The following is a 25571-nucleotide window of genomic DNA, read 5'->3' as shown; positions in this document are numbered from 1 at the left end:
TGGTTCGGCGACCTCGGTAATCCGGGGTCTGCCGGATCCGGGGAACCGGACGGTCCATGTCTACTCGCTGCAGGATGGCGCTTATCAGATACGGAGTCTCTACGCCGAGCAGGAAACGATCCGGTCTGTCGTCTTTCCGGATTTGCAAGTGCCTGCAAGTAGACTGTTCAGTCTGGAATCATAAAAAAGAACCTTCAACTCCCGCTGTGAGAGCAGGAATTGAAGGTTCTTTTATCACTTGAAGAGCTGTCAGATAAGCAGGACGATCGCAAGCAGATCGAACAGCACGAGCGGCAGGATGAACGGCGCGAAGAAAAACTTCGTGCTCGCCTTGCCTTTGGTTTTGCGGCGCGTTTTTTGCAGATAGACGTGGGTTTTGGTCACTTTGACGATTTTGCCGATGTGCGTTTTGCCCGACTTCGTGTGGATCTTCACCCGGCGGTTCAACATGTTGCGAGCGGTAGAGTAAAGGACCATCATAGCGAAACACCTCCCCGTCTACTACCTTATGCAAACCGTAGTAGATTGTGAGGGCGGGCGCGTCCAATGTAAATTGCAGCTGCTGCATGAATCGGACCGGCCTTATTGAAGACATCGTCGCTCGCTTAAATATACTTCCCGCTTGTTTCCAAAACGCTTACTACTTTTCTTCCGGAAACAGCTCCAAATCGGTCACTTGGCCGTCCGGTTTCATCGTGTATTCGATTGCGACTAATTTCCCGGGAAATGGGACTTGCAGCCTATAACGCTTCGGCTGCTGTTCGATGTCACCCGACGGCGCTCCGTCTTGGCGGGAATCGCCGGGTGCCGGTAGAGAGGCGTCGGTCGGAACAGTCAGTTCCTGCTGCTCATACGAGTACTTCACCCCGGTTTTGGCCAAATAAGACAAGGTGGTCGGCAGATCGGCTTGCTTATAGCTGTCCCGCAAATAGGCCGACCATTGCCCCTCGCTCCAGTCCGGAGCCGTGACCTTGGCTCCTGTAGCCGCGATCGCCGCCAACGCGGCCTTGACCATATGACCGTCCGCCTCTTGGAGAGCGACCGCAAGCTGCAGCGGCTGCCGGTCCGGTCCGATGCCGGATTGTTTGTTTTTGGCGGCCAGCAAGTCGAGGACATCCTCCTGACGCAGCTCCTTGGCGAACCAATACGTGCGGAAGTCGTCGGGATTGACCCGGCTCGTTTTCGGAATGAAAAAGCGGCCATCGTCCGAAGTGCGATATGACGGCTGCCCGAAACGGGAAGGATGGCGTTCGATAAACACGCTGCTCCCGTCGCCGCTTATGTTCATCAGCAGCGCTTGCGGCTCCTGGCTTTCGTTGTCCAGCCCCAATAGGGAAACATATCCGCCCGCGCTGGAATAATAGGCTGTCCCGTCCCGGGCGACCGTCCGCACAAGACGATACGCGATCTTCTGCTCGGTCATTTCTTCCTCGAACCGGACTATCCGGCCGCTTCCTGTCCTGTCGATATGCTCTCGTTTGATCGCCCAGATGACGGTGGCGATCCCGCGCAGCTCGTTGTGGATGCGTCCGCCGGACAGATCGGGCAGCGAGATCTGCAGCCGGTAAGGGCCGTCGTTCCAATCGTAGGTGTCATACAATTGCTTGGAGGCGTACAGCGCCTCGGAAAAGCCGGCCGAGTAAGAGATGCCGCTCTTCTCCTGCGCGGGCTTGGATAACAGCCGGCCGATTCCCTCGACGTGGTAGCCGGCTGCGAGCCATGCGCCGCAAGCCGGAACGACAAACAGCAACGCCGTTGCAAGCAACGACCGCGAGCGCTTGACCGGCTGGACCGCTGGGATAAGCTCCGCCAGACCTGCGAATGGCTCCTCGCCGTCAGTCGGGTGAAGCGCCAACTGGAGCCGACGCATAAACTCGCCGATCAGCAGCGTGCCGACGACCGCGTAGACGAGCATAGCTCCATAATAGCCGTACGGCGGGGAAGCCTGGTTAAACAAACTGATGAAACCGGACGTCATAAGCGCTAATAACGAAAAAGGGAAAAATACCCAAAAATAGCGGCGCATGGTCGAAGGAGACATACTGAATGCAGCGGACAAAGACCGGTCGCCAAGCACGATCAGATAAGGCGTTAGACTGTAAAAAAACCAGAGCAGCATGGCGAGAACCCCGATAGGCGCGAGCAGCAGTCCCAAGCCCATCGTCCCGAGCATGACGGCCGTATGGATTGCCGACCAGCCGAGCATGCGTTTAAAATAGCGCCGTCCGTACTGGAGCAAAGGCTCGGGTCTTTGGCGCCGGACGACGGCCCCCAAGCCTCCCAGGTAAATCGCGCGCATATAGCTTTGTCCGATCAAAACCAGAACCGACAGGAGCAGCGTCAACGGCACTGAAGGGTTAACCGCCGCGGGCAGAAACGACAAGGGGGATTTGATATCCTGAATGGACGGCATCCACAGCGGAATGGAAGCGTGAAAGCCTGGGGGAGCCGGGATTTGCGCGCCTGCGGCCAGCAGTGACGCGGGGTAGACGGAATAGCCGAAGTAGACGCCGATCCCGATCAACGCGGTCAGCGCTACGTCGGCCAGCATCGCTATAACCATGAGCTGCGGATACATTCAGGTCCTCCTTGGCGGGTTGAGAATGATCTGGCACAAAGTCAGACCTCAACCGTAAACGTGAAATGACCCAATCCCCTTGCTAGGCAAGGGGTAGGGCCTTTCCGAATACAGAGAATGAGCTCTGACTTTGTACTAGGCTATTCTGTACATACGCAGCTGCTGGCTGGAAAGTTTCGGTTAATTGCAGAAGCGATGGTAAAAAGACCCCGGTAAGCTATCGACGAAAGGTTGAGTTTTAACCGAATCGGGGCGTCAACGGATCGTCAGCATCTGGTATACTTGCCGGTTGTCCCCGGCCAGATGGGCCCGCTTCGTCTGCAGCTGGGACGAGCCGTCCCCGTCGAGCAGAATGCCGTCCACCAGTTGGCGGTCGCCGAGCAGCGCGACAATGGCCGAGCGGAACTGCTCCACTGTGCAGCGCGTCGGCGTCACGACCATATACAGCCGATTCGCGCGATCGTAGACGAGTCCGCTGCGCATGCGCGCCTCGTCATAGGCCGGCATCTCCTCGGCGATCATCGTCGGCTGCCGCATCGCTTCGTTGTCCAGTTTCATGCTGACGCCGCCCTGCGCCCAGTAGCGGGCTTTGTCGGTCACGACCAGCTCGTCCGCCTCCTGAACGATCTGGACCGAGAAACGTCCGGCCGCTTCGTCCCAGACGAGCGTTCCCCGCCTCAAATGCCCGTTTACCCCTGTATTGTACCAGCCCGACCCGTAATCGCCGGCTAGTCCTTTCAACGGCTTGTCGTTGACGACCGCAATGCTGAGGAGAGAGCCTTCCCAGAAAAAGCCTCCATTGATGCCGTAATACGGAGTACCCGTCACATTCGTGTCGATCGCTTGCAGCCGGATATGCTCCGGGGTCGTCTCGATCGTATGCAGCACGATGCCGTTCGGAGCGGTGCGGCGATCGTAGCGGTATTCGCCGGAAATATCCGTGGCGCTCCGCGGATAGGCGAGCGCGAACGTCAGAAGCAGGCCGAGCAGCAGTCCCGACAGCAGCAGTGCGATGGTCGCGGGCTTGCCCGGGCGGGGGAGGGAACGGAGACGAACGACGATTACGCGCACACGGGATTCTCCTTTGCCGATGGGAATATTGTCCATAATCTATTATACTAGCAATTTCAGAAAATATGACGGATAGGCTTGCGCAAGAGGGCCGCCGATCCGCTGGCAGCCGCGCCAGCAAAAAAAGATGCTGGCCGATGCCGATATGTTTTATAATAGAGTCTGGGACTCAAGCTTCATTTATCTATCATAGAATCGGAAAGGGTCGCGCATATGGACAAGCTCAAGTTATGGATGAAGGCAACGCGAGCCCGCGTGCTGCCGGTTATGGTCATTCCGGTTATTCTGGGCGGCTTGGGCGCTTACGCCTGGGAAGGCGTGTTTCATCCCGTGTTGTTTCTCGTCACGCTGCTCGGGGCGGCTTGCACCCACCTGTTTTCCAATATGATCAACGATCTATGGGACTACCGCAACGGGGTGGACGTCGCCGCGAAGGAAACGGCGGCCGCGATCTCGACGAACTCGGGCTTTTTGGCCAATGGGGTCATGACGGAGAGGAAGTTCGGCGCGGCGACCTGGTCTTTGTTCGCCATAGCCGTCGCCTGCGGGATAACGGTCAGTCTGTATAGCGGCTGGTGGCCGCTCGCGATCGGAGCTCTCGGCGGGCTGATCGCGTATTTTTATGTAGCGCCTCCGCTCAAATTCGGTTACCGGGGCAAAGGGTACAGCGAAATAGCGATACTGCTCTCCTTCGGTATTTTGCCGGTTATGGGCACTTATTATGTACAGCTTCAACAGTTCGACTACAAGCCGCTGCTGCTGTCGCTGCCGGTCGGACTGTGGACGACGCTGATTTTGTTCAATCACCACTTCCTCCATTGGCGCGCGGATCTTCAAGCCGGCAAACGGACGCTTGTCGTCGTATGGGGCGAGAAGAAAGCGATCGCCTTCTCGCGCTTTCTCGCCTTGCTCGCTTATGCGTCGCTGATAGCCTGCATCGCCGTCCAGGCGCTGCACTGGTACGCCCTGCTGGCTTTGATTACGGCGCCCAAGCTGTTTCGCGTATACGGCACGCTAAAGGATGAGAATGATTCTCGCGCGTACTTGCCGTTAATGGGCGCGTCACTCCAAGCGTCCGTCCGCTCCGGCGGGCTGATCGCACTCGCTTTGCTGGTGCAAGGCTTGCTCAATTAAACAACCAGACCGAAGAGGTGCATACTATGGAAACGCAAAAAACGTTCGGAGAGTTTCATACGATACTGGCAGAGACGGGGCCGTGGAAAATCGGCGGCTTTCCGCTGCCGGACGGCACATTCTGGTCGTACCGCGAACCCGACGCCGTCGTCATTGTTCGCAACGGTATTCTTTACGTAAGAGCGCCGCTCAGCCGGAAGCACGATAAAGTGCAAATTCTCGACAATGCCAAGCATATGTATTATTCCGCCGAGCAGGTCGAAGTGCCCGAGGCGGGGGAAGTCAGCTTCGAGCTGCAAATTCGCGCCCGTTCGCAGAATACCGAGCCCGGCGATCTGTACGACGGCTACGTGTCGCTCAACCTGCTGGACTTCTCGACCGGCGCGGCGCTCGATTTCTTCGCGGGAAACGATAAGTACGCCAGCGTGTATGCCGTCCTGCCGTTTCCCGGCGTGCAGGTGCCCGAATCGGACAAGACGCGCTATTTTTGCATTTTCAAAGAGGAGACGAATTTCAAGCCGCGCGAGTTCAACACGTACCGCATTACGTACAACCGGGCCAACGATGAAGTCGTCTTCCATGTTAACGGCGAGGAAGTACGGCGGGAAAGCGGCGTGCCGCTCAAGTTTAACCGCTTCACGATCGCGCTCGGCATCATGACGGAGAAGGATTTGACGCCGGAAGGCAGCGTGTCCGTACACGGTCAGACGGTAATCGGGGAATGGTCGCCGGTCACGGTGACGATCAAGGAGTAGTCCGAACAGCGGACGACACCGGCAAATCAGATTGTCCCAAGTCATAGTGAATCCTTGGGGCGGTCTGACTCGGGACTTGGCCTGCGACTTTGCTTGTTCCATGCGGGAACGGCAGGTCGCGGGCCTTTTTTCACTGTCAAGTCCACGTTTTCTTCAAAAGCTGGACATACGCAAACAACCGCTGCGGAAACGTCTCCTTGGCAGCGCGTAAGTCCCGAAGCAAGCTCTCCAGGACCGCCTTCGTTTCCGGGTAAAAGGGAGAGCTCCATCTGCGAGCGTTAAGCGGCCAGTACAATCGTTCGGACGTTATGCGGAACAAATGGTCCATCTCGGCGTTGCGGTTCAGTCGGATGAGATGACGGAGCAGCTCGAATTCCCATTCGCATACGGCTCCTGCGTCGATATCGCGGGGGTCGTCCGTATTTCCAACAAGCGATTGCAGTTTGGTGCAATGGGCGTCGGCGAAAGGAGTCAGTGCCCCGGCATCCGCGCTTTTTTGCCGTTCGAAAGCGAACAGCGCCAGCGAAGCGACGACGTCCAGCAGATCGCCGACGCGCTGCGCCGAGGAATCGAGGATAAGTACGCCGTGCTTGGGCGCGATGGTCACGAAGCCTTCCGTCTCCAACTGCTGCAAGGCTGAGCGTACCGGGGTTCGGCTCATATCGAGCATTCGGCACAATTGCAGTTCGGATGTGACGAAGCCCCGCGGCAGCCGGCTGGTGGACAACCATTCGCGGATCGCTTCATAGGCTTGCTGTCGCAGCGATTTGTGTTCCAATCCGGTTCACCCGATTTCCCTAATTATGGACATGCGTGTATTATAGCACAGTTGCTCCGAAGGATGGTGCTGCGTTACATACAACGAATTTGAAGGAGGCAGCATGCTCAATTTGCCGGTATCGAAGACGATGAAGGAACAAGCGTACGAGGTTATCAAAGCGAATATTGTGAACGGCGTCTGGTCGGGAGGAACGTTTCTTACCGAGAAATCGTTGAGCGATCTGCTGCATATGAGCAAGACGCCGATCCGGTCCGCGCTGGATCGTCTGGAGATGATGGGACTGGTCAAGCTGTCTCCGAATCAAGGCGTCATCGTGCAGGAAATCTCTTTGAAAAAAATATTGGAAATCTACGAGCTGCGTCTTGCTTTGGAAACGTTCGCGGCCAGGCAGCTGACCGGACGGCTGGATGCGGCTTTTTTCGAACGGCTGGATGATATTTTGCAGCGGCAGGCGGGGGCCATCGAGGAAGAGAACATCGCCGATTACGTGGAGCTGGATCGCCAGTTTCATGAAAGGATCGTCGCCGGCCTGGACAATGAAGAATATACGGAAGCGATGTCGCGCCTCCAGGACAAGTTTCTGATCGCCGTGCGGACGACGTTCGTCAAAAATAAGCAGAGGCTGTGGGGAAGCTACGAGGAGCATCTGCGCATTCGTCATGCCCTTGCGGGGCAGGACGGCGGGCTGACCGAGGAGCTGCTCGCGAAACATATCGAATTCGTCAAAACAATCATGCTTTAATGAAGTCCATCCGTGAGCTGCAAGTCCCCTTGGGGGCGAAGGGACTGACGGACAATAGGAAAAGACAGCAAGATTCGGCAGCTTTTCGCTACATTGCGGATATCGGCCCGGCGAGACGTCTGTTACGATAAATACAGTCTTTCAACAGGCGGATGAGGAGCGTGGGATGGATGCCTTATTTATCTTTGAGTACATGGAGTCTGCACCGTTTACTGGGAACGATGTATTGGACGGTCTGGGACGAGGAGGAACAGAAGCAGAAAACCGTCGAACAGCCGCAGCCGCATCTTCTTGACTTGCTTGACCTGCCTGCGGAAGCGGCAAGAAGAGGGTTTCAAGCGGTAGAAATTTGTCATTTTCATTTTCCGTCGACGGCTCCGGACTATCTGCTTGCGCTGAAGCAGGCTTTCTCGGCCTCCAAAATCGCCTTGGATACGTTGCTTCTGGATTACGGCGATCTCACAAATCCCTCCGCGACAAGAGCGGAGTCGGATATGCTGTTTATCCGACAGTGGATATCGATTGCGTCTGCATGCGGCGCCAGACGAATAAGGGTCATTGCGGGGGAAGCGGCGCCGACGGATGAAGAGGCGATCCGGCTATCCGCATCACGGCTGTTGGAATTAGAGAGATTTGCAGCCGATTCGGGTGTGGAACTCATAACCGAGAACTTTAAGTCGTTAACCTCCACGGGAACAAGCTGTTTGCAGCTTCTGGAACAGACGGGCCGCCGCATCAACATCATTGCCGATTTCGGGAATTTTAAGGAGCCGCATAAGAGCGACTTTTTATCGATGATATTGCCCTTCAGCGTATCCGTTCATGCCAAAGCCCAGTATGATGCCGACGGGAACCTGGACCGGACGGAATTGGAGCGCTGTCTTCGTCTTGTTCAAGAAGCGGGTTATGAGGGACCTATCGTCATGATCTACGACGGGCCGGGAGATATGTGGGAGGGGATCGAGCGGGTTCGGGAAGTGGTTCAACCCTTTATCAAGATGAAAGATTGAATCTCTCAACCATCGAATCATTCAGGCAATCGACACGCACTCCAATTCAATCGCAGTTTTTCAGAGGCCCTAACCTTCAGTAAAGGTTAGGGCCTCTGCTATGATCCGACTCGGAGCGCGCCATGTCTCACTATTTTACAATTTATGGTGTTTGATGTATACAAGTTAGACATCTTGTGCATCTATTAGAGGCGTGCTACGGTACAATTATAAAAATTTGGAAAGGATGAAGGAACAGCATGCAGATTACGAACATACGGACTTATATTCTCGGCAACCCGTGGAAAAATTGGTTGTTCGTCCAGGTGGATACGGATGAAGGGATTACCGGTCTCGGGGAAGGCACCCTGAACGGCTTCGCCAAAACCGTGGAGGCGGCGATTCACGAGCTGAAGCATCTGGTCGTCGGCATGAGCCCGTTTGACGTGGAGGCGATCGGGCTGAGGCTGTTTCGCGACGTCTACTCGAACGGCGGACAAATCCAAGGATCGGCGCTGGCTGCCATTGAAACCGCTTGCTGGGACATTATGGGGAAGGCGGCGAATCAGCCGCTCTATAAGCTGCTGGGCGGGAGATGCCATGACCGGCTCAGATGCTACGCAAACGGCTGGTACCGCGGTCCGCGCACGCCGGAACATTTCTACGAAAAGGCGCAGGCTGTCGCGGCCAAAGGGTATACGGCTTTGAAGTTCGATCCGTTCGGCGCCGCCTGGCGGACGGTGGAGAGGAGCGATTTTTCGTTGGCGCTGGAAAATATCGCTGCAGTCCGAGAAGCCGTCGGTCCCGATGTCGATATACTGATCGAAGGACATAACCGGTTTTCGGTCCACACCGCTTTGCAATTTGCCGATGCCATGCTTCCGTACCAGCCGACCTGGTTCGAAGCCCCGGTTCCTCCCCAGCCGATTGCCGCCATGGTCGAGGTGGCGAGACGCAGCCCGGTTCCCGTTGCCTGCGGAGAGGACTATTATGCACGCGAGCAATTCGCCGAATTGCTGAAGCATGATGCGGTGCACATCGTACAGCTGGAGCCGCAGTTTCTCGGTATTTCCGCCTCGAAGCAAATTTGCGGCATGGTCCACGCCCATAATGGCGTAACGGCGCCGCATAGCGCGCAAGGGCCGGTCTGCTCGGTCGTGTGCAGCCATTTGAACATGGCGACGCCGAATTTCTATTTGCATGAAATTTTTGACGAGTTCAACGAGCCTTGGGAGGAGCAAGTTCTGATGCCTGCCCTAAAGGTGCACAACGGCTATTTGCAGCCGCCGGAAGGCCCGGGGCTTGGCGTCGAGTTGAATTTGGAAGAAGTCGGGAAGCATCCTTACCATGTAGGAAACTGGCTGCCGCTTTTCAAGCAGGGCTGGGAGAAGCGAGAGTCGAGCAAGTAGCGCGGGAGCGCGCAGAGTGCAAGGAACGCTCCGGTCTATTGGGACCGCATATTTTTTTACATAGAAAATGGACATGCCCTCCGTACGGAGGGTTTTGTTTTTATCGCATGAAACCCAGATCGTATTCGCACATTTTTGAAAAATATTTAAACTGATCTGATATAATAGAGAAAGTCGAATATAGGCCCATTGAACTAAAGAAGAATAGGACTAATTGCATCCGGGTTCGGCCCGTGCGGGAACGCATAGAGAAACGGCATGGAGGGGTATGGGGTCATGGTACAGTTCATAAAGAAGCATCTGGTTGTTCGTATCCTCGTCGTCGTCACGGCGGTTATGGTCGCGATCGCTGCAGGGAACGTCGTCACGCAAACCGCGCAAACCAAGTCCGCCGTCGAAGAGGCGGTCAACAGCTACAATATGCGAATCGCCGAGAGCTACGCCGGCCAGCTGCAGCCGGAACGGTACGCCGAGTTTTTGCGCAATCCGGTTGAGGGAGACCTGTATTGGTCGTTGCGCCAGGAGCTAGACCGGTTCCGCAAGCAGATCGGAGCGCTCTACGTATATTTCGTCAGGCTCGACGATAGCGAGACGCCGCGGATTATGATAGACGGCCTTCCACAGGGAAACAGCAGCGCGTCTCCGATCAACGAGCTTTCCGACATGCCCCCGGCTGCGGTTCAGGCGGTAAAAGCCGGCAGATCGGCCAGCACCCCGATCATCGCGAACCCGGAGTACGGGACGTATTTGTCGGCATACGCTCCCGTCAGGCTGGCGGACGGCACGCTGGTCGGAGCGCTCGGCATCGATACCGACGCCGCCGTGTTCGACCGGCTTTCCGCGAATATTATTAAGAACAGCTTGCCGTTGTATGCGCTCATTGCGGCGGTAACGCTAGCAGGCATCGCGATCGTGATCTGGTTCGTCCGGCGCGCGCTCAAGCCGCTGCACACGCTTACGGCCAGCGCGGAGCTGATGGCCGGGGGCGATCTCGCCCAAGCGAGCGCGGTTCTGCGCGCCACGCCGCACCGTTCGGAGGACGAGATCGGAACGGCCTACCGGTCGATGCTGGCGATGTCCGGCAATTTGCACGAGCGGGTACGCGGCCTTGTGGTCAATATGGATCAAACGTCGGACCAACTCGTCGCGTCCTCCGAAACGTTCGCCGACCACGCCGACCGGATGCTGGCGCTGGGCGAGACGATGAACGAGTCCGTGCGCCATATCGATGCGGGCGCCGCGTCCCAGAAGCAAAGCGCCGACGACAGCGCGCTTGCGATGGAAGAGATCGCCCAAGGCATCGTCCGCATAGCGGAGTCGTCCTCAACCGTATCGGATGCGGCTGTCCGCGCGCTGGACATTGCGCACGACGGCAAACAAGCGATGGGCTCGATGAACATCCAAATTCGCGAGATCGCCTCGACCGCCTCGCAGACGCTCGGCAATGCCAAAAGGCTGAAGGCTTATACGGACGAGATCGACGAAGTGCTCCACTCGGTCCGCGAATTCGCCGAACAGACGAAGCTGCTTGCGCTGAACGCCTCGATCGAGGCGGCCCGAGCCGGCGAGCATGGGCAAGGGTTCACCGTAGTGGCCAAAGAAGTACGCAAGCTCGCCGACGCGTCCGCCTCGGCTGTTCAGCGCATTACGGCTCTGCTCGGCAATATCGGCAAGGAGTCGGGGGCCATTAGCTTCGAGATGGAGGAGACGGCGCGCGATATCGCCGAGGGCGTCCGGCTTTCCGGCGTGGCGCTGGAATCGTTCGGGCATACGGTGTCGGCTTTCCGACTTGTCAGCGAGCAGATTATCGACATCTCCGCTACGACAGAGCAGCTTTCGGCCGGTTCCGAGCAAGTCGCCGCGACAGTGGGGAGTATTGCCGACATCGCCAGCCGCGTCTCCGAGCAAAGCCGCCAAATCCGCACGCTCAGCGGCAGCCAGCTCGAGCTGATGAAGCAGGTGAGCCATGCGTCCGCCGTCATGAGCGACCGTACGCAGGAGATGCGTAAGGCGATCAAGCAGGTGAACGTGTAAAAATTGGGATCGATCATCATCCGAGTGCCTATCCAAAAGGAGGGGCGCTCCTTTTTTTTGTTCGGTTCCGGTGTCCATTTTTCGACTTGACCGCGAAACGCCCCTATGCTACGTTTGTATGTGATAATGATTCTCATTTTCATAAAGGAGGGGAGTATCCCAGTTGTCGCATACACTTCTTCATGACGAGTCGATACCTGCTGCACTTGACGGTTTATGGATAAAGCTTCGCAGCGTCTCCTGGCACCATGGTCGGGGAATGGAGCTGCAGCTGATCCGATCGTACGTGCTGCTGATCGCCCGCAGCGGCGAAGGCCGATTGACCGTCGATCTGGATGAGCATCGGCTGAGGCCGGATACGGTATATATCGCCCGGCCCGGACAGACGATCGGCGTGACCGCCGTTCAGGAGGGGCTTGATTTTTACGTTTTTCCATTCGATGCGCGCCGGGAAGGGGAGCCGGACGAACCGTTTCCGTTCCAAGGGGAAATCCCGGTCTACCCGGAGACCCAAACCGGCGTCCTTAGCGAGCTTCTGTATCATTGCAGCCGCAGCGACGATGCGCTGGAGCGGTTTCGCGGGCAGTCTGCGTTCCAGGAGCTGCTGTATTGGACGATGAAACGGATCAGGCTGCTGCCGGACAGCGACTCGAAGACCGCTCTGGAAAGAACCCGCGCTTATATCGAAAGTCATTATCACGAAAGTTTGACCATCGAGCAATTGGCCCGCATGGCCGAGATCAGTCCGAAATATTACGTCGATCTGTTCAAAAAAACGTACGGCAAAAGCGCCATCGACTACGTAACCGAAGCAAGGGTCAACGGCGCCAAGCAATTGATGATGCATTCCGATGCCCGGCTGCGCGATATCGCTCACCAGGTCGGCTACAGCGACGAGTTTTATTTCAGCCGCAAATTCAAGCAAGCCGTCGGCATGTCCCCGACCGCCTACATGAAGAAGCGCCGCCGCAAAATCGTCGCCTACACGTCCCCGATTCTCGGTCAGCTGCTGGCGCTCAAGATGATTCCGTACGCCGCCCCGCTTCATCCGAAGTGGACGGCTTATTACCATAAAATGTACCGGACAGACATCCCCGTTCATCTGAGCGCCTACCGGTTCAACGAAGACTGGGAAGCCAATATCGAAGCGCTCCGGCAGGCGCATCCCGACATGATTATCAGTCATTCGGACAACCTGCACCCCGACGAACGCGAGCAGTTGGAGAAGATTGCGCCGGTATACTGCATCCCGCTGCAGGAACACAACTGGCGCGAGCAGCTTCAACTGACCGCTCAGCTGCTGGAGGCTTCGCAGGAGGCCGACTGCTGGCTGGACGGTTACGAGCGCAAAGCGGCGGCGGCCCGCGAGCTGCTGCACCGCGAGCTGAAGGACGAGACCGTGCTGGCCATAAGCGTGTTCAAGCAAAACTATTACGTATGCCCGGTGCGGGGGATGCGCGACGTGCTGTATGGCGATTTGCAGCTCCATCCGGCACGCGGCTTCGACCCCGCCCACTGCAATCGCCGGATTACGCAGGAGCAGCTGGCGGAGTTTGACGCCGACCGGATTCTGGTCAACGTATGCCAGGAGCCGGAATCGCTGGCTCACTGGCAATCGCTGCAATCTTCGCCGTTGTGGCTCGATCTGAAGGCCGTCCGCCGCCACCGCGTGTATACCATCAGAAGCGATCCGTGGCGGGAATATTCGGCCTCCGCGATCGAGCGGATGCTGAACGATGCCGTAAGGCTGCTATATGGAGATCGTCCAGATTGATTCAGGAAATTGTCCATGTTCCGAGTATGCAATGTCGTTTATAATCTGAATGAGAATTGTTTTCAATAAAATGATAAACATTCTCAATAGCAGACAGGCGTTTGCAGCGTTATTGTCCGAAGCAATTGTCAGCAGGGGGGATCACCATGGACGGGACCATTCACGTACATAGGGTTCGCGACAGAGCTGTCTCGATCTATGTTCCGCCGGATTACGATGCCGGTTCCGACACGTACCCGGTTGCCTACGTTCAGGACGGGGACGAACTGTTCGCTCCGGGAAAAGGCGACAGCCTGACTGTGCTGGAAGCGATGTTCGGCAGCGGGGAGCTGGAACCTTTGCTGCTCGTAGGCGTGGAGCCGAAGGAGAGGCTGAATGAGTACACGCCTTGGCCGGCCCGGGCGCTTGTGGAGGAATTCGCCGACTTTGGCGGTCAAGGCGCCGGGTATATCGACTTTCTGGAGGACGAACTGAAGCCGTTCGTCGACAAGCATTACCGTACGAAGCCTTGCCGGGCCGACACGGGGATCATCGGGGCGTCGCTCGGCGGACTGGTTTCGATGTACGCCGCGTACACGCGTCCGGATCTGTTCGGCGGGATCGGCTCGTTGTCCGGCTCCTACTGGTATGAAGGCTTTGTCGGTTATATGCGGCATAATCCCTTGGGACGGCAGGATTTGCGGATTTACATGTATGTTGGGGGAGCGGAAGGCGCGAACAAGACTACGCTGCAAAAGGACATGATTGCAAGAACGAAGGAAGCGCACGGGCTGCTTCTGGAGCAAGGGCTGGGTCGCCGGTTGGCGCCGCTGACGATCGAGGACGGCGCAGGGCATGAATGGAGCTGTTTTATCAAGCGGTTTCCGGAAGCGCTGCGATGGATGTTTGCGCACAAAGACGATGTAGAGGAGAACAGCAGACCATGAAGAAGAGCGTATGGATAACGGGGTTAGCCGTCATGATGTTGGGCTTGACCGCTTGCGGGGCCAAAGAGGAAGCGAAACCGGCCGGCGCGACGCCGCCTGCGGCGTCCTCGACGACGAATGCGGGAGGCGGCGGTTCCGGCACGAATACGACAGCTCCAGCCGCGGCAGCCGATCCGGCTGCGCCGCGCAAGCTGACCTACGGGGGCAAGGAATACACCGTTCCGACGAAGACGGACAAAATCGTCATTACCGGCGCGGTAGAATCGCTCGAGGATGCGCTGGTGCTGGGCGTCAAGCCGATCGGTTCTTTGACGGTCGGGGGCAAATACCCGCCGTTGTTCGCCAAAGTAACCGAAGGCGTCCCCGGCATCGGCGAAAAGACGCAGCCGAATCTGGAGACGATTCTCAAACTGAAGCCCGACGTCATCTTGGCCAGCACGAAGTTCCCGGCCGAGACGCTGGAAAAGCTGGGCAAGGTGGGCACGACGATCCCGGTATCGCACATCTCGACCGATTGGGAAGCGAACCTGAATCTGCTGGCCGAGCTGTCCGGCAAGCAGGCGGAGGCGAAGAAGGCGCTGCAAACGTATAAGGACGACGTAAAGGCGGCGAAGGAGAAGCTCGCTCCGGTATTCAAGGATAAGAAAGTGATCGCGGTTCGCATACGGACCGGAAATATTTTCATTTATCCGCAGGATGTGTTCTTCAATCCGTCGATTTACGCAGAACTGGGGGCGAGCGTCCCGGAGGAAGTGAAACAGGCGAAAGCGCAGCAGCAGCTGTCGCTGGAGAAGCTATCCGAGCTGAATCCGGATTACGTATTCGTGCAATTTGCCGAGGAAGAGAATTCGGATACGCCGAAGGCGCTGGAGGACTTGCAAAAAAATCCGATCTGGAAAAGCATCAATGCGGTGAAAAACGAGAACGTGTTCGTCAATCTCGTCGACCCGGTCGCCCAAGGCGGCACGGCCTACAGCAAGATCGCTTTCCTGGACGCGGTCAAGAAGAGCAAGCTGTTTAAGTGAGAACCGGCGATATGCGACCCAAGCTTCCGGCCACCGCCCTTATCTTGTGGAGCGCTCCGGTGCTGATCGCGCTGACGATGGTGCTGTCGATCCTGTACGGAGCGAAGCATATCGACCTCGGCACGATCCGCGACGCGCTGTTCCGCTTCGACGAGGGCAATGTGAATCATCAGATTATTATGCACTCCCGGCTGCCGCGGGTCATCGGGGCGCTGCTGGTCGGGGCGTTCCTGGCCGTATCCGGGGCGCTTATGCAGGGGATGACAAGGAATTATCTTGCATCCCCTTCCATTATGGGCGTGACCGACGGCTCGGCTTTTGCGATTACGCTGTGCATGGTGTTCATGCCGAACAGCGGCTCGATGGAGATGATCGTCTATTCGTTTATCGGCTCGGCGTTCAGCATCGTGCTTGTCTTCGGGCTCGCCTCCCTGCTGCCGGGGGGATTGTCGCCGGTGCGGATGGCGATACTGGGCACGATTATCGGCACGTTTCTGAGCAGCGTCTCGGCGGCGCTCTCCACTTATTTTCAAGTGTCGCAAAACATCAGCTTCTGGTACAACGCGCGTCTGCATCAGATGGACCCGACGCTGATCAAGCTGGCGATTCCGTTCGCAATCGTCGGCATCGTCGGCGCGGTTTGGCTGTCCAAGTCGATCTCCGTGCTCGCGCTCGGGGAGGACGTTGCGGTCGGTCTGGGACAGAAGACGATCTGGATCAAGCTGGCCGCGACGCTGTGCGTCGTTATCCTGACCGGCATATCGGTAGCGCTGGCCGGGAAAATCGGCTTCGTCGGCTTGATCGTTCCGCATGTCGCGCGTTTCCTCGTCGGTCTCGATTACAAACGGATTATTCCGTGCGCCGCCGTGCTGGGCGGGGTATTTTTGGCGCTGTGCGACGTGTTGAGCCGGTTTCTCAACTACCCGTTCGAGATGCCGATCGGCGTCGTGACCGCGATGCTCGGCGTTCCGTTCTTCCTCTATTTGACACGGACGAGGGGGGACGGCAAACATGCGTAACCTCAATAAGCAGGCGCACGCGCGCGGACGGACGGGGCTTGCGGAACGCAGCCGCTTGCCGATCGTGCTGATCGCGGGTATCGGCCTTATGCTCGTTACGTTGTATGCCGGTCTGACCAACGGGGCGTTCGACATTACGGTCAAAGACGTGATCAGTACGTTGCTGCGCATTCATCCGAAGCCGGATTACGATCTGGTTATCTTCGAATTCCGGCTGCCGCGCATCGTCATCGCCGCTCTCGTCGGGACGGGGCTCGGCATTGCCGGGGCGGTCATACAGGGCATTACGCGCAATGGGCTTGCCGATCCCGGCATCCTGGGCATTAACGCCGGAGCCGGAACGGCGATCGTTCTTTTTTTGTTTTTTTACCAGGGCAAAATCAAAGGGACCGGCTTGGGCGCCATTATGGCGATGCCGCTGTTCGGGCTGGTCGGGGGGCTCGCAGCGGCTCTGCTCATCTATGCCTTCTCGTGGAAAAACGGCAGGCTCGAACCGCAGCGGCTGCTCCTGACCGGGATCGCCATCGCCTCGGGCATGGGAGCGATCTCGCTGTTCCTGACCTTAAAGATGAACGCCAAAGACTTCGAAATGGTCGCGGTATGGACATCGGGCAGCATCTATAACGCCAATTGGAAATATATCCTCTCCATCGTGCCGTGGCTGGCGCTGCTCCTTCCGGTCATTATGCGCAAGACGTATATTCTCGACCTGTTCCAGCTTGACGAGGACAGTCTGCGCAGCGTGGGGGTGGCGTCGGAGAAAGAAAAAGCGGTTCTGCTGCTCGCCGGCATCGGCATTGTCAGCGCATGCGTGTCCGTATCCGGAGGCATCGGCTTTATCGGCCTCATGGCCCCCCACATCGCCAAACGTCTGGTCGGAGGCGCGCATCGGCGCGTCGTGCCGGTATGCGGGGTGATCGGGGCGCTGATGGTCATGGTATCCGATTATATCGGAAGGATGCTGTTCGCTCCGGCCGAGCTGCCGGTCGGCATCGTGATTGCGATTATCGGCGTACCTTATTTCATCTTCCTGCTTTACCGCAGCCGAATGCGCGGGTGAAGCAAAGCCCGCCAAGATCCGGTTCCTCCTCGTTCGGGGCCCGGCCGTCTTGGCGTTTTTTTTCGTTTTCCCCGGCTATCCGTCATCCGCTGTCGGCTGACCGGCGGTTCGCACAAAGCTGCCGAGCTCGGACTGCCGCCTGCCGGTGAATGACTCATCCGGACCGGCGCTTCCGGGATTCAGAACGATACAAGCCGTGGACACCGGGTAAAGAAGCTGATATCCTATTTTAGGCAGGTACTGGGATACAGGGGGAGATGCGGCCGTGGACCTAAAATTATGGATGGCGGTAACGCTTTTTCTCGCAACGGCGCTCATGCTGCTTGTCGCGTACTTGTCCTACCTTAAACGGCATCTGCCCGTCGCCAAGACGATGATTCTCATCATGCTGTCCGCGGCGTTTTATGCGCTCGGCTACGCATTTGAGGTGCTAAGCCGCGACTTGAACGAGATGAAGCTGTCGCTTCAGATCGAATATTTGGGCATTCCGTTCGTTACCACGCTTTGGCTGTTTCAAGTCATCCAGTTTACCGGGACGGCGGCGCGTTACCGCAAGCGTCTTGCGCTGATGCTGTTCCTTATCCCATTTGCGGTTTTTTTCCTCCATCTGACCAACGACTGGCACCATCTGGTCTATGAGCGCTATATCCCGAATGAAGATGGTTTCATTCCTTTGTATATGACGGTTAAAGGACCGTGGTATACAGTACACTCCGTCTATAACTACTCCGTGCTCTTGTGCGGGTTTCTGTTGATTATCCCGATGTATTGGCGGGCTTTGCCGATCGTGCGCAAGCAAATTCTCGTCCTTCTGATGGGCGCAGTCGTGCCGATGGTTTTCAATATGTTTTTCTGGTTCGGTGTGACGGTCGATTTGACGCCGTTCGGCTTTGCCGTATCGGGGATCGCGTACGTATGGGGAATTTTGCGCTTTAATTTGCTGCGCTTAACGCCGCTCGCAATGGCCAAAGTGTTCGAAACGATCCGCGACGGGGTCGTTCTGTTCGACTACGAGGACCGGATCGTCAGCTACAACAGCGCCGCCCAGGAGGTGCTGCCCGAGCTCGGATGGACCAAACGGTATCCCGCCGAGATGGGGAAGGTGCTGGCAGATAGCCCGGTTTTGCTTGAACGTATCCAAGCCGCAAGCGACGGCGACGAGCGCTTTCCCTTTCAGCGGCTTCACGCGGACCGGACTATGCACTACAAGTGCAGCTTGTCGCCCATTTACGATTCCGGCCGCATCCCGATCGGCAAAATTTTGGTGTTCAGCGATATTACCGAGCTGAAGGAGAGCGAGGCCCGACTGCGCGAGAACGCCCGGCAGCTGTCCGAGCTGAACGCCTTCAAGGACAAGTTGTTTACGGTCGTCATGCATGACATCCGCGACCCGATCGCGCTGCTTGTCAGCTTGACCGAGCTGCTGAACGACGAACTGACCGCCGCCGACTTCGAGCATGCCGAACTGGTGCGGGAACTGAAGGGCCAGGTGCAGAGCACGTTTCACCTCGTCGACAATTTGTTGGACTGGTACCGCAGCCAGAAAGGGAAGGTCGTGTTTCGCCCGTTGGGCTGGAATGTGCAGCAGGTCGTCCGGCAAGCATTGCTGCTGGCCGGGCCGAAGGCGGGTATGAAGCAGATCCTGTTGGCGGAGCGGATCGACGAGAAGCTGACGGTCCGTGCGGATAAAGAGATGCTGGATCTCATTCTGCGGAATTTGTTGTCCAATGCCATCAAATTTACCGAAATCGGCGGGGAGATCGAGGTCGGAGCCGTTCTGGACGGCGACATGATCGTCGTGTCTGTGCGCGACAACGGGGCGGGCATCGACGACCAGACGGCGGAGCTGCTGCGCCGGGAGGAGCCTTTTCTCAAGGTGTTCGCGGCAGGGGAAGATTCGGGGGATACGCGGTTCGGACTGGCGCTGACTCGCGAATTCGTCCGCATTCATGGCGGCAGCCTGTGGTTCGAGAGCGAGCGGGGAGTGGGAACAACCTTCTCCTTCACCTTGCCGGGCTCGGCAGGCGCGCGGGATGCGTTCGACAACGGCGGTAGGAAGGAGGATGATTATGAAAGTAATTTTGGTGGACGATGAGCCGACGATGCATTTGATCCTGCGCAAAATGCTGGTCAAGCTGCCCGACATTGACGTGGCGGGCGCTTTTACCGATACGCGGTCGGCATCCGCTTTTTTGCGGGAAAACGCCGATATCGGTCTGGCTTTCGTAGACCTCTCGATGCCGGGAGAGAGCGGGATGGAGTTTGCCGCTAAAATGGAGGACGCGGGTTCTCCGGTGCAGATCGTCTTCGTCACCTCGCACAAGGAGTTCGCCTTGAAAGCTTACGAGCTTTCCGTGCTGGATTATTTGGTGAAGCCCGTTTCCCAGGAACGGCTGCAGCGTACGGTCAATCGCGCGCTAGCGAACCAGCGGACCGTTCACGCGCCTTCTCAGTCGGCTCCGACTCCCGCCCTTGCCGGACCGACGGTCCTGACGATGCTTGGCGACGTTGCGGTGAGCAATGCGATAGGACGGGTCAAGTGGATTTCGCGAAAGTGCGCGGAGCTGTTCGCTTATTTGCTTCTTCACCTCGGCAAGCGGATTCCCCGATCCAGGCTCGTCACGGATATTTTCGGAGGCATGCAGACCAATGCGGAGGGCTACCTGAATACGACGGTGTATCAATTGCGCAAGTCGCTGGAGCCGCTCGGCTTGCGCGAGGTCGTACGCTCGGAGAACGACGGCTACGCGCTCGAATTGATAGATCCCGTTATCGACTATGCGGAATTCGAAAGGCGAGCGGAGCAGCTGCAAGTCATCGACGCCGGGAATGTGGAGCGGGCGCTGCATATCGAACGGCTGTATACGGGCGATCTGTTCGGGGACAAAGCGTATGTATGGGCGATTTACGAAACGGAACGTTATGCGGACTTGTACGCCTCGTTCGTCAAGCGTCTGGCTGCGGTGCTGATCGCGCTGAACGATACGGCCACCGCGTCGAAGCTGCTGCTCAAGCTGAACGAGCGAAATCCGCTGGATGAGACGGTGTTGCGCCATCTGCTGACGATCCGCGAGATGACCGGGGACAAAAAAGGGTTGACCGCCCTGTATACCGATTATGTGCGGCTGCTCAGCCGGGAACTCGGCATTCGTCCGCCAGGGGAACTGATCCGTCAATACGACATGCTGCTCAGCCGGTTTTCCGATAAAAAATAATAGCCGAACCTTGAACGAACCGCGAAGCCTTGATGCTGCGCGGTTTTTTCTATTGTTAAAGGACGTTGAAACCCTTCATTCAACGGATAGTTGAGTTGAACGATCACTTCATGGAACGGGCGCAGCGAGTTTTGGCTTTCGACTCCATTCCGCTGAATCCTTTTCAATCCGGGAGTTGAAAACAAGATGTCTGAGCGGCAAGGCTATCCCTTTCGGAATGTAACGGACTTACTGATCTTTCGTTTCCGCTTATTTGGCATGGGGTGAAAAAGGATAACTGGGGATTTCCGGAAATTGTGAAACAGCAGTTCCGGATATTGTCCATGGTCTGGAAATAACCGCTGCTTTATAATTGTTAACGATAATCATTATCATTTGATTGACAATAAGCCATTCAATCATTTGATGCGGAAAGGAAGGGACAGATTGACGGACAATCCAATGCAGCAGACCGCAAGCAAGCTTCCGCCAAGCGAAGGGGAGGTTGTTCTGCCGAGGACGGAGCAGCGCCATATGCGCGCTAGCGCAAGCGGACGGGAATACCGCATAACGGTGGCGATGCCCGCTGCCGGCCCTCCGCCCGAGGGGTTTCCAGTCATTTATTTGCTTGATGCGAATTCGGTATTCGGGACGATGGTAGAAGCGATTCGCGTGCAGGGAGGGCGGCCGGAGAAAACCGGAGTCGCTCCGGCCGTTATCGTCGGCATCGGATACCGCACGGAGGCGCCGTTCGCGCCTTCGCGCTATTACGATTTTACGCTTCCCGTGCCGGCCTCCGAGCTTCCGGTCCGGCCGGGCGGAGGCGGTCCTTGGCCTGAGCATGGAGGGGCGGAGTCGTTTTTTTCGTTTATCGAAGACGACTTGAAGCCGGCGATCGAGAGCGAATATCCGATCGACAGCCGCCGCCGCACGCTGTTCGGCCATTCGCTCGGGGGGCTGTTCGTGCTCCACACGCTGTTCACGAAGCCCACGGCGTTCCGCACTTATATCGCGGGAAGCCCGTCCATCCATTGGGGCAATCGGCTTCTGCAGGAGCAGGAGGCGCATTTCGTTTCCCGTCTGGAGCGGGAGTCTCCGGATGCCGCGCTGTTGATTGCGGTCGGCGAGCTGGAGCAAGGCCACAAGAGCGGCATGAACCATAACGCCAAGGAGCTGACTGAGCGGCTTTCGGCCTGGAACGGCCGCGGGCTGCGCGTGGAATACAAGGAGTTCGAAGGAGAGGGGCACATCTCCGTGCTGCCCGTTCTCGTCAGTCGGGCGATCCGGTTCGGTTAAAAGCCCCTTTGGACGCGCAACAAGATGCTATAACTCGAAGAAAGGAGCCGGGCAGATGGACGATTGGGGAATCAAAGGCAAGACGGCCCTCGTCACGGGGGCTGCGCAAGGCATCGGGGCAGCGGTGGCGCGCGCACTTGCCGAATACGGCGCCCGGGTGGCAGCGATGGACCGCGACGCGGCGAAGCTGGAGGCGGCTGTTGCCGATTGGCGCGGCAGTGCGGACGGATTGTCCGCGCGGGCTTATCCGGCGGACGTGGCCGACAGTGCCGTCGTGGAGCAGACTGTCGGGCGGATCGAGGAGGAGCTCGGACCGATCGGCATCCTGGTCAATGTGGCGGGCATTCTTCGTCCCGGTCCGATCGCGTCGACGAGCGACGAAGATTGGGCGGCCACGTTCGCTGTCAATGCGACCGGCGTGTTCTGCGTGTCCCGTTCCGTCGTCCGCCGCATGGCGGCGCGCCGGAGCGGCGCGATCGTCACGGTCGGCTCCAACGCCTCCGACGTGCCGCGCATGCATATGGCCGCTTATGCGGCATCAAAGGCGGCGGCGACGATGTTTACGAAATGCTTGGGGCTCGAATACGCCGAATCGCGCATCCGCTGCAATGTGGTGTCACCCGGCTCGACGGATACGGCGATGCAGCGGGCGCTCTGGCAGGACGAGGCGACCGGGGAGCAGGCTGCCGTGGCCGGCTCGCCGGAGACGTACAAGCTGGGCATTCCGCTCGGCAAAATCGCGACGCCTGCGGATATCGCCGACGCCGTCGTATTTTTGGTTTCGGATCGGGCCAAGCATATTACGCTGCAAAACTTGCGCGTCGACGGCGGCGCCACCCTTTGAATATACCATTCCGATTTGAAAGGGGATTGCGGAAATGATTGAACAAGCTGTTGCTACAGAAGAGCTTGCCATCCGACTGCTCGACGACTATCGGGCGGGCTCGCCGTTCTTCTTGTCTACTTCGCGCTATACGCTGCTGGCCGAGGGCGCGATAGCGGCCGTGCCGGAAGAGAGCGGCCCGGGGGCGCTGGAAAGGCTGCCGGGCCGCGTAACCGCGCTGCTCAGCGCGATCCGCCCGCCGGGTTACGGCATGCCGGTCGTCGTCGGCGCCATTCCGTTCGACCATACGGCCCCCGCGCAGCTGGTCGTACCGGCATCGCTGCGCCGCGCCGGACCGCTTGGAACGGGCTTGGCCGATCAGGCCGGGCAGCCGCCGGCAGCGGCTTACACGGTACTTCCGGTTCCGGAACCTGAGCTGTACGAGCGCGGGGTCGAACGGGGACTGGAGAGGCTCCGTTCCGGCGAGCTAGATAAAATCGTGCTGTCTCGCTCGCTGCATCTGACTTCGCCGACATCGGTGAATATCGGACAGCTGCTGCGCCGGCTAGCCGGGAACAATGCTTCCGGTTATACGTTCGCCGTCCATTTGCCCGACCGGGAAACGGAGCAGGGCCAAGCCCGTGCGGATCGGTTGAACCGGCTGGCGGGGAGCCGTACGCTGATCGGAGCGAGCCCGGAGCTGCTCGTCTCGCGAGTCGGCCTGCAGGTGACGGCCAATCCGCTGGCCGGGTCCGCGCCGCGCAGCGAAGATCCGGCCGAGGATCGCCGCAGGGCCGCCGCTTTGCTCGAGTCGCCCAAAGACCTGCACGAGCACGCCGTCGTCGTGGATGCCGTAGCGGCGGCGCTGCGCCCCTATTGCCGGCAGCTGGACGTTCCAGCTAAGCCTTCGCTGACCCGGACCGCTGCGATGTGGCACTTGTCGAGCGAAATACGCGGCGAGCTCGCCGATGCCGCGACCTCTTCGTTGGCGCTGGCCATCGCGCTTCATCCGACGCCTGCCGTATGCGGCGCGCCGACTGATCGGGCGAGGGAGGCCATCCGCGAGATCGAGCCGTTCGACCGCGGTTATTATACGGGCATGGTCGGCTGGTGCGATGCGGCGGGGGACGGCGAATGGATCGTCACGATCCGCTGCGCGGAGGTTGCGGACCGTTCGCTTCGCTTGTTCGCGGGAGCGGGCGTCGTCGCCGAGTCGAGCGCCGCGGCCGAGCTGGCGGAGACATCCGCCAAGTTCCGCACGATGCTGTCCGCCATGGGCTTTGCCGGGGAATAACCGAGATGATCATTCAGGAGGGATATTAATGATGCCGACATGCCCCGCGTGGCCGAAAGCTTTTGCCGACCTGTACCGCGAGACGGGCTGCTGGAGAGGAGAAACGTTCGGAGCCATGCTGCGGGAACGGGCGAGCGCGCATGGAGACCGTCCGGCTGTCGTCGCCGGGGACATCCGACTGACGTATGCGGAGCTTGACGTCAGAGCCGACCGTTTGGCCGCCGGCCTGCACGCGCTCGGCATCCGGACGGGCGACAGGGTCGTGCTGCAGCTGCCCAACAGCGCCGCGTTTGTCGAGGTCTGCTTCGCGCTGTTCCGGCTCGGAGCCTTGCCCGTGTTTGCGCTGCCGACGCACCGGAGCAGCGAGATCGGTTATTTCTGCGAATTTGCCGAAGCCGTGGCCTACATCGTCCCGGACGTTCACGACGGCTTCGATTACCGTAGTCTGGCGCGTCAGGTGCGGGACCGGAACCCGGCAGCGCTGCGCCATATTATCGTGGCCGGCGACCCCGGGGAGTTTACGGCGCTTGCCGGCTTGTACGCCGATCCGGTCGATCTGCCTGAACCGGGTTCGGCCGATGTCGCCTTTATGCAGCTGTCCGGGGGAAGCACCGGGCTGCCGAAGCTGATTCCGCGCACGCACGACGATTATATATACAGCCTGCGGGCGAGCGCCGACGTATGCCGATTGGACGACTCTACCGTATATATGGCGGCTCTTCCGGCGGCCCACAACTTTCCGCTCAGCTCGCCGGGCATTCTGGGGACGCTGTACGCCGGCGGCAAAATCGTGCTCGCCTCTTCGCCGAGTCCGGACGTAGCGTTCCCGCTTATCGCCCGCGAGGGCGTGACCATGACGGCGCTTGTCCCGCCGCTCGCCCTGATCTGGCTCGAGGCGGCTGCGGGCCGCCGCTGCGACTTGTCCAGCCTGCGGGTGCTGCAGGTCGGCGGCGCCAAATTCAGCCCCGAGGCCGCGCGCCGCGTGCGCTCCGTGCTCGGCTGCACCTTGCAGCAGGTGTATGGCATGGCCGAAGGATTGGTCAACTACACCCGTCTCGACGACCCGGAGGACGTCATCGTTCATACCCAGGGCCGGCCGATGTCTCCCTACGACGAAATCCGCATCGTGGACGAGGAGGACCGGGAGGTCGAAGCGGGCGGAACCGGGCAGCTGCTAACCCGGGGCCCTTATACGATACGGGGCTACTATAACGCTGCCGAGCATAACGCCAAGGCGTTTACGAGCGACGGGTTTTACCGGACCGGCGATCTCGTACGGCTGACGCCGGAAGGCAATCTGGTCGTCGAGGGGCGGGCCAAGGACCAGATCAACCGCGGCGGGGAAAAGGTCGCGGCGGAAGAAGTCGAGAACCATCTGCTCGCCCATCCGGCCGTTCACGACGCCGCTGTCGTGGCGATGCCCGACGATTTTCTCGGCGAGCGGACGTGCGCGTTCATCATTCCCCGCGGCGCCGCCCCTTCCGCGGGCGAGCTGCGCGCGTTTTTGCGCGAGCGGGGGCTGGCCGGCTACAAGCTGCCGGACCGGGTGGAGATTACGGACGCATTTCCGCAAACGCCGGTCGGCAAAGTAAGCAAGAAGGCGCTGCGCGAGACGATAACGGCCAAGCTGCGGCCGTTGTCGGGAATCGAAGCGTGAGCGGACGGAA

21 protein-coding genes are annotated in these 25571 nt (G+C 58.6%); 17 read left to right on the top strand and 4 right to left on the bottom strand.

What is annotated here, in order from left to right; translation table 11 throughout:
• Positions 1–249 precede the first annotated feature (249 nt).
• The 3 genes from ABD796_RS00395 to ABD796_RS00385 all read right to left on the bottom strand — a co-directional run bounded on the left by ABD796_RS00395 (position 250) and on the right by ABD796_RS00385 (position 3649).
• Positions 250–480, bottom strand: a complete 231-nt coding sequence (locus ABD796_RS00395) for a hypothetical protein (protein ID WP_344901136.1) — start codon at positions 478–480, stop codon at positions 250–252.
• Between the two features lie 160 nt (positions 481–640).
• Complete coding sequence (locus tag ABD796_RS00390) at positions 641–2578, bottom strand: hypothetical protein (protein ID WP_344901132.1); 1938 nt, start codon at positions 2576–2578, stop codon at positions 641–643.
• Between the two features lie 255 nt (positions 2579–2833).
• Positions 2834–3649 carry a hypothetical protein gene (locus ABD796_RS00385; protein ID WP_344901129.1) on the bottom strand — a complete coding sequence of 272 codons (816 nt, stop codon included), beginning with the start codon at positions 3647–3649 and terminating at the stop codon, positions 2834–2836.
• Positions 3650–3862: 213 nt separating this feature from the next.
• On the opposite strand from ABD796_RS00385, the gene ABD796_RS00380 reads away from it, so the two are divergent.
• Complete coding sequence (locus tag ABD796_RS00380) at positions 3863–4783, top strand: prenyltransferase (protein ID WP_344901125.1); 921 nt, start codon at positions 3863–3865, stop codon at positions 4781–4783.
• Between the two features lie 26 nt (positions 4784–4809).
• Positions 4810–5538, top strand: coding sequence for a DUF6081 family protein (locus ABD796_RS00375; RefSeq protein ID WP_344901122.1), 729 nt, complete (start codon positions 4810–4812; stop codon positions 5536–5538).
• A 136-nt stretch (positions 5539–5674) separates the two neighbouring features.
• On the opposite strand, the gene ABD796_RS00370 is transcribed toward ABD796_RS00375, so the two are convergent.
• Positions 5675–6316 (bottom strand): GntR family transcriptional regulator, encoded by a 642-nt coding sequence (locus ABD796_RS00370; RefSeq protein ID WP_344901119.1) that lies wholly within the window; start codon positions 6314–6316, stop codon positions 5675–5677.
• A 103-nt stretch (positions 6317–6419) separates the two neighbouring features.
• On the opposite strand from ABD796_RS00370, the gene ABD796_RS00365 reads away from it, so the two are divergent.
• From ABD796_RS00365 to ABD796_RS00295, 15 genes are all read left to right on the top strand, one after another.
• The gene (locus ABD796_RS00365) at positions 6420–7061 is read left to right on the top strand and encodes a GntR family transcriptional regulator (protein ID WP_344901116.1); all 642 of its coding nucleotides are present in this window, start codon (positions 6420–6422) and stop codon (positions 7059–7061) included.
• Between the two features lie 170 nt (positions 7062–7231).
• Positions 7232–8071 carry a sugar phosphate isomerase/epimerase family protein gene (locus tag ABD796_RS00360; protein WP_344901113.1) on the top strand — a complete coding sequence of 280 codons (840 nt, stop codon included), beginning with the start codon at positions 7232–7234 and terminating at the stop codon, positions 8069–8071.
• 239 nt (positions 8072–8310) lie between these two features.
• Positions 8311–9459 carry a mandelate racemase/muconate lactonizing enzyme family protein gene (locus ABD796_RS00355; protein WP_344901110.1) on the top strand — a complete coding sequence of 383 codons (1149 nt, stop codon included), beginning with the start codon at positions 8311–8313 and terminating at the stop codon, positions 9457–9459.
• 276 nt (positions 9460–9735) lie between these two features.
• A complete protein-coding gene (locus ABD796_RS00350) occupies positions 9736–11493 on the top strand; it encodes a methyl-accepting chemotaxis protein (RefSeq protein ID WP_344901107.1) in 1758 nt (585 codons plus the stop codon).
• 163 nt (positions 11494–11656) lie between these two features.
• The gene (locus ABD796_RS00345) at positions 11657–13267 is read left to right on the top strand and encodes an ABC transporter substrate-binding protein (protein ID WP_344901104.1); all 1611 of its coding nucleotides are present in this window, start codon (positions 11657–11659) and stop codon (positions 13265–13267) included.
• A gap of 146 nt (positions 13268–13413) precedes the next feature.
• A complete protein-coding gene (locus ABD796_RS00340) occupies positions 13414–14193 on the top strand; it encodes an alpha/beta hydrolase (protein WP_344901101.1) in 780 nt (259 codons plus the stop codon).
• Entirely contained in the window at positions 14190–15218 is a 1029-nt protein-coding gene (locus ABD796_RS00335) for an ABC transporter substrate-binding protein (protein ID WP_344901098.1), read from the top strand. The genes ABD796_RS00340 and ABD796_RS00335 overlap by 4 nt, the downstream gene beginning before the upstream one ends.
• A gap of 11 nt (positions 15219–15229) precedes the next feature.
• Positions 15230–16237 (top strand): FecCD family ABC transporter permease, encoded by a 1008-nt coding sequence (locus ABD796_RS00330; protein ID WP_344901095.1) that lies wholly within the window; start codon positions 15230–15232, stop codon positions 16235–16237.
• An 88-nt stretch (positions 16238–16325) separates the two neighbouring features.
• On the top strand, positions 16326–17297 hold the full coding sequence (locus ABD796_RS00325) for a FecCD family ABC transporter permease (RefSeq protein WP_344904119.1): 972 nt from the start codon (positions 16326–16328) through the stop codon (positions 17295–17297).
• A gap of 265 nt (positions 17298–17562) precedes the next feature.
• Complete coding sequence (locus ABD796_RS00320; protein WP_344901092.1) at positions 17563–19392, top strand: sensor histidine kinase; 1830 nt, start codon at positions 17563–17565, stop codon at positions 19390–19392.
• Complete coding sequence (locus ABD796_RS00315) at positions 19367–20512, top strand: response regulator (RefSeq protein ID WP_344901089.1); 1146 nt, start codon at positions 19367–19369, stop codon at positions 20510–20512. The genes ABD796_RS00320 and ABD796_RS00315 overlap by 26 nt, the downstream gene beginning before the upstream one ends.
• Positions 20513–20953: 441 nt before the next feature.
• Complete coding sequence (locus ABD796_RS00310; RefSeq protein ID WP_344904116.1) at positions 20954–21787, top strand: alpha/beta hydrolase; 834 nt, start codon at positions 20954–20956, stop codon at positions 21785–21787.
• Between the two features lie 55 nt (positions 21788–21842).
• Positions 21843–22631: a 2,3-dihydro-2,3-dihydroxybenzoate dehydrogenase gene (locus ABD796_RS00305; RefSeq protein WP_344901086.1), complete on the top strand. Its 789-nt coding sequence runs from the start codon at positions 21843–21845 to the stop codon at positions 22629–22631.
• Positions 22632–22665: 34 nt separating this feature from the next.
• Positions 22666–23904 carry an isochorismate synthase DhbC gene (gene dhbC / locus ABD796_RS00300; RefSeq protein ID WP_344901083.1) on the top strand — a complete coding sequence of 413 codons (1239 nt, stop codon included), beginning with the start codon at positions 22666–22668 and terminating at the stop codon, positions 23902–23904.
• Between the two features lie 28 nt (positions 23905–23932).
• Complete coding sequence (locus tag ABD796_RS00295) at positions 23933–25561, top strand: (2,3-dihydroxybenzoyl)adenylate synthase (protein ID WP_344901080.1); 1629 nt, start codon at positions 23933–23935, stop codon at positions 25559–25561.
• Positions 25562–25571 lie beyond the last annotated feature (10 nt).

The organism is Paenibacillus hodogayensis (assembly GCF_039536325.1).
In the GTDB taxonomy this organism is placed as follows: Bacteria; Bacillota; Bacilli; order Paenibacillales; family NBRC-103111; genus Paenibacillus_AB; species Paenibacillus_AB hodogayensis.
This window is presented reverse-complemented; position numbering and strand designations above follow the sequence as displayed.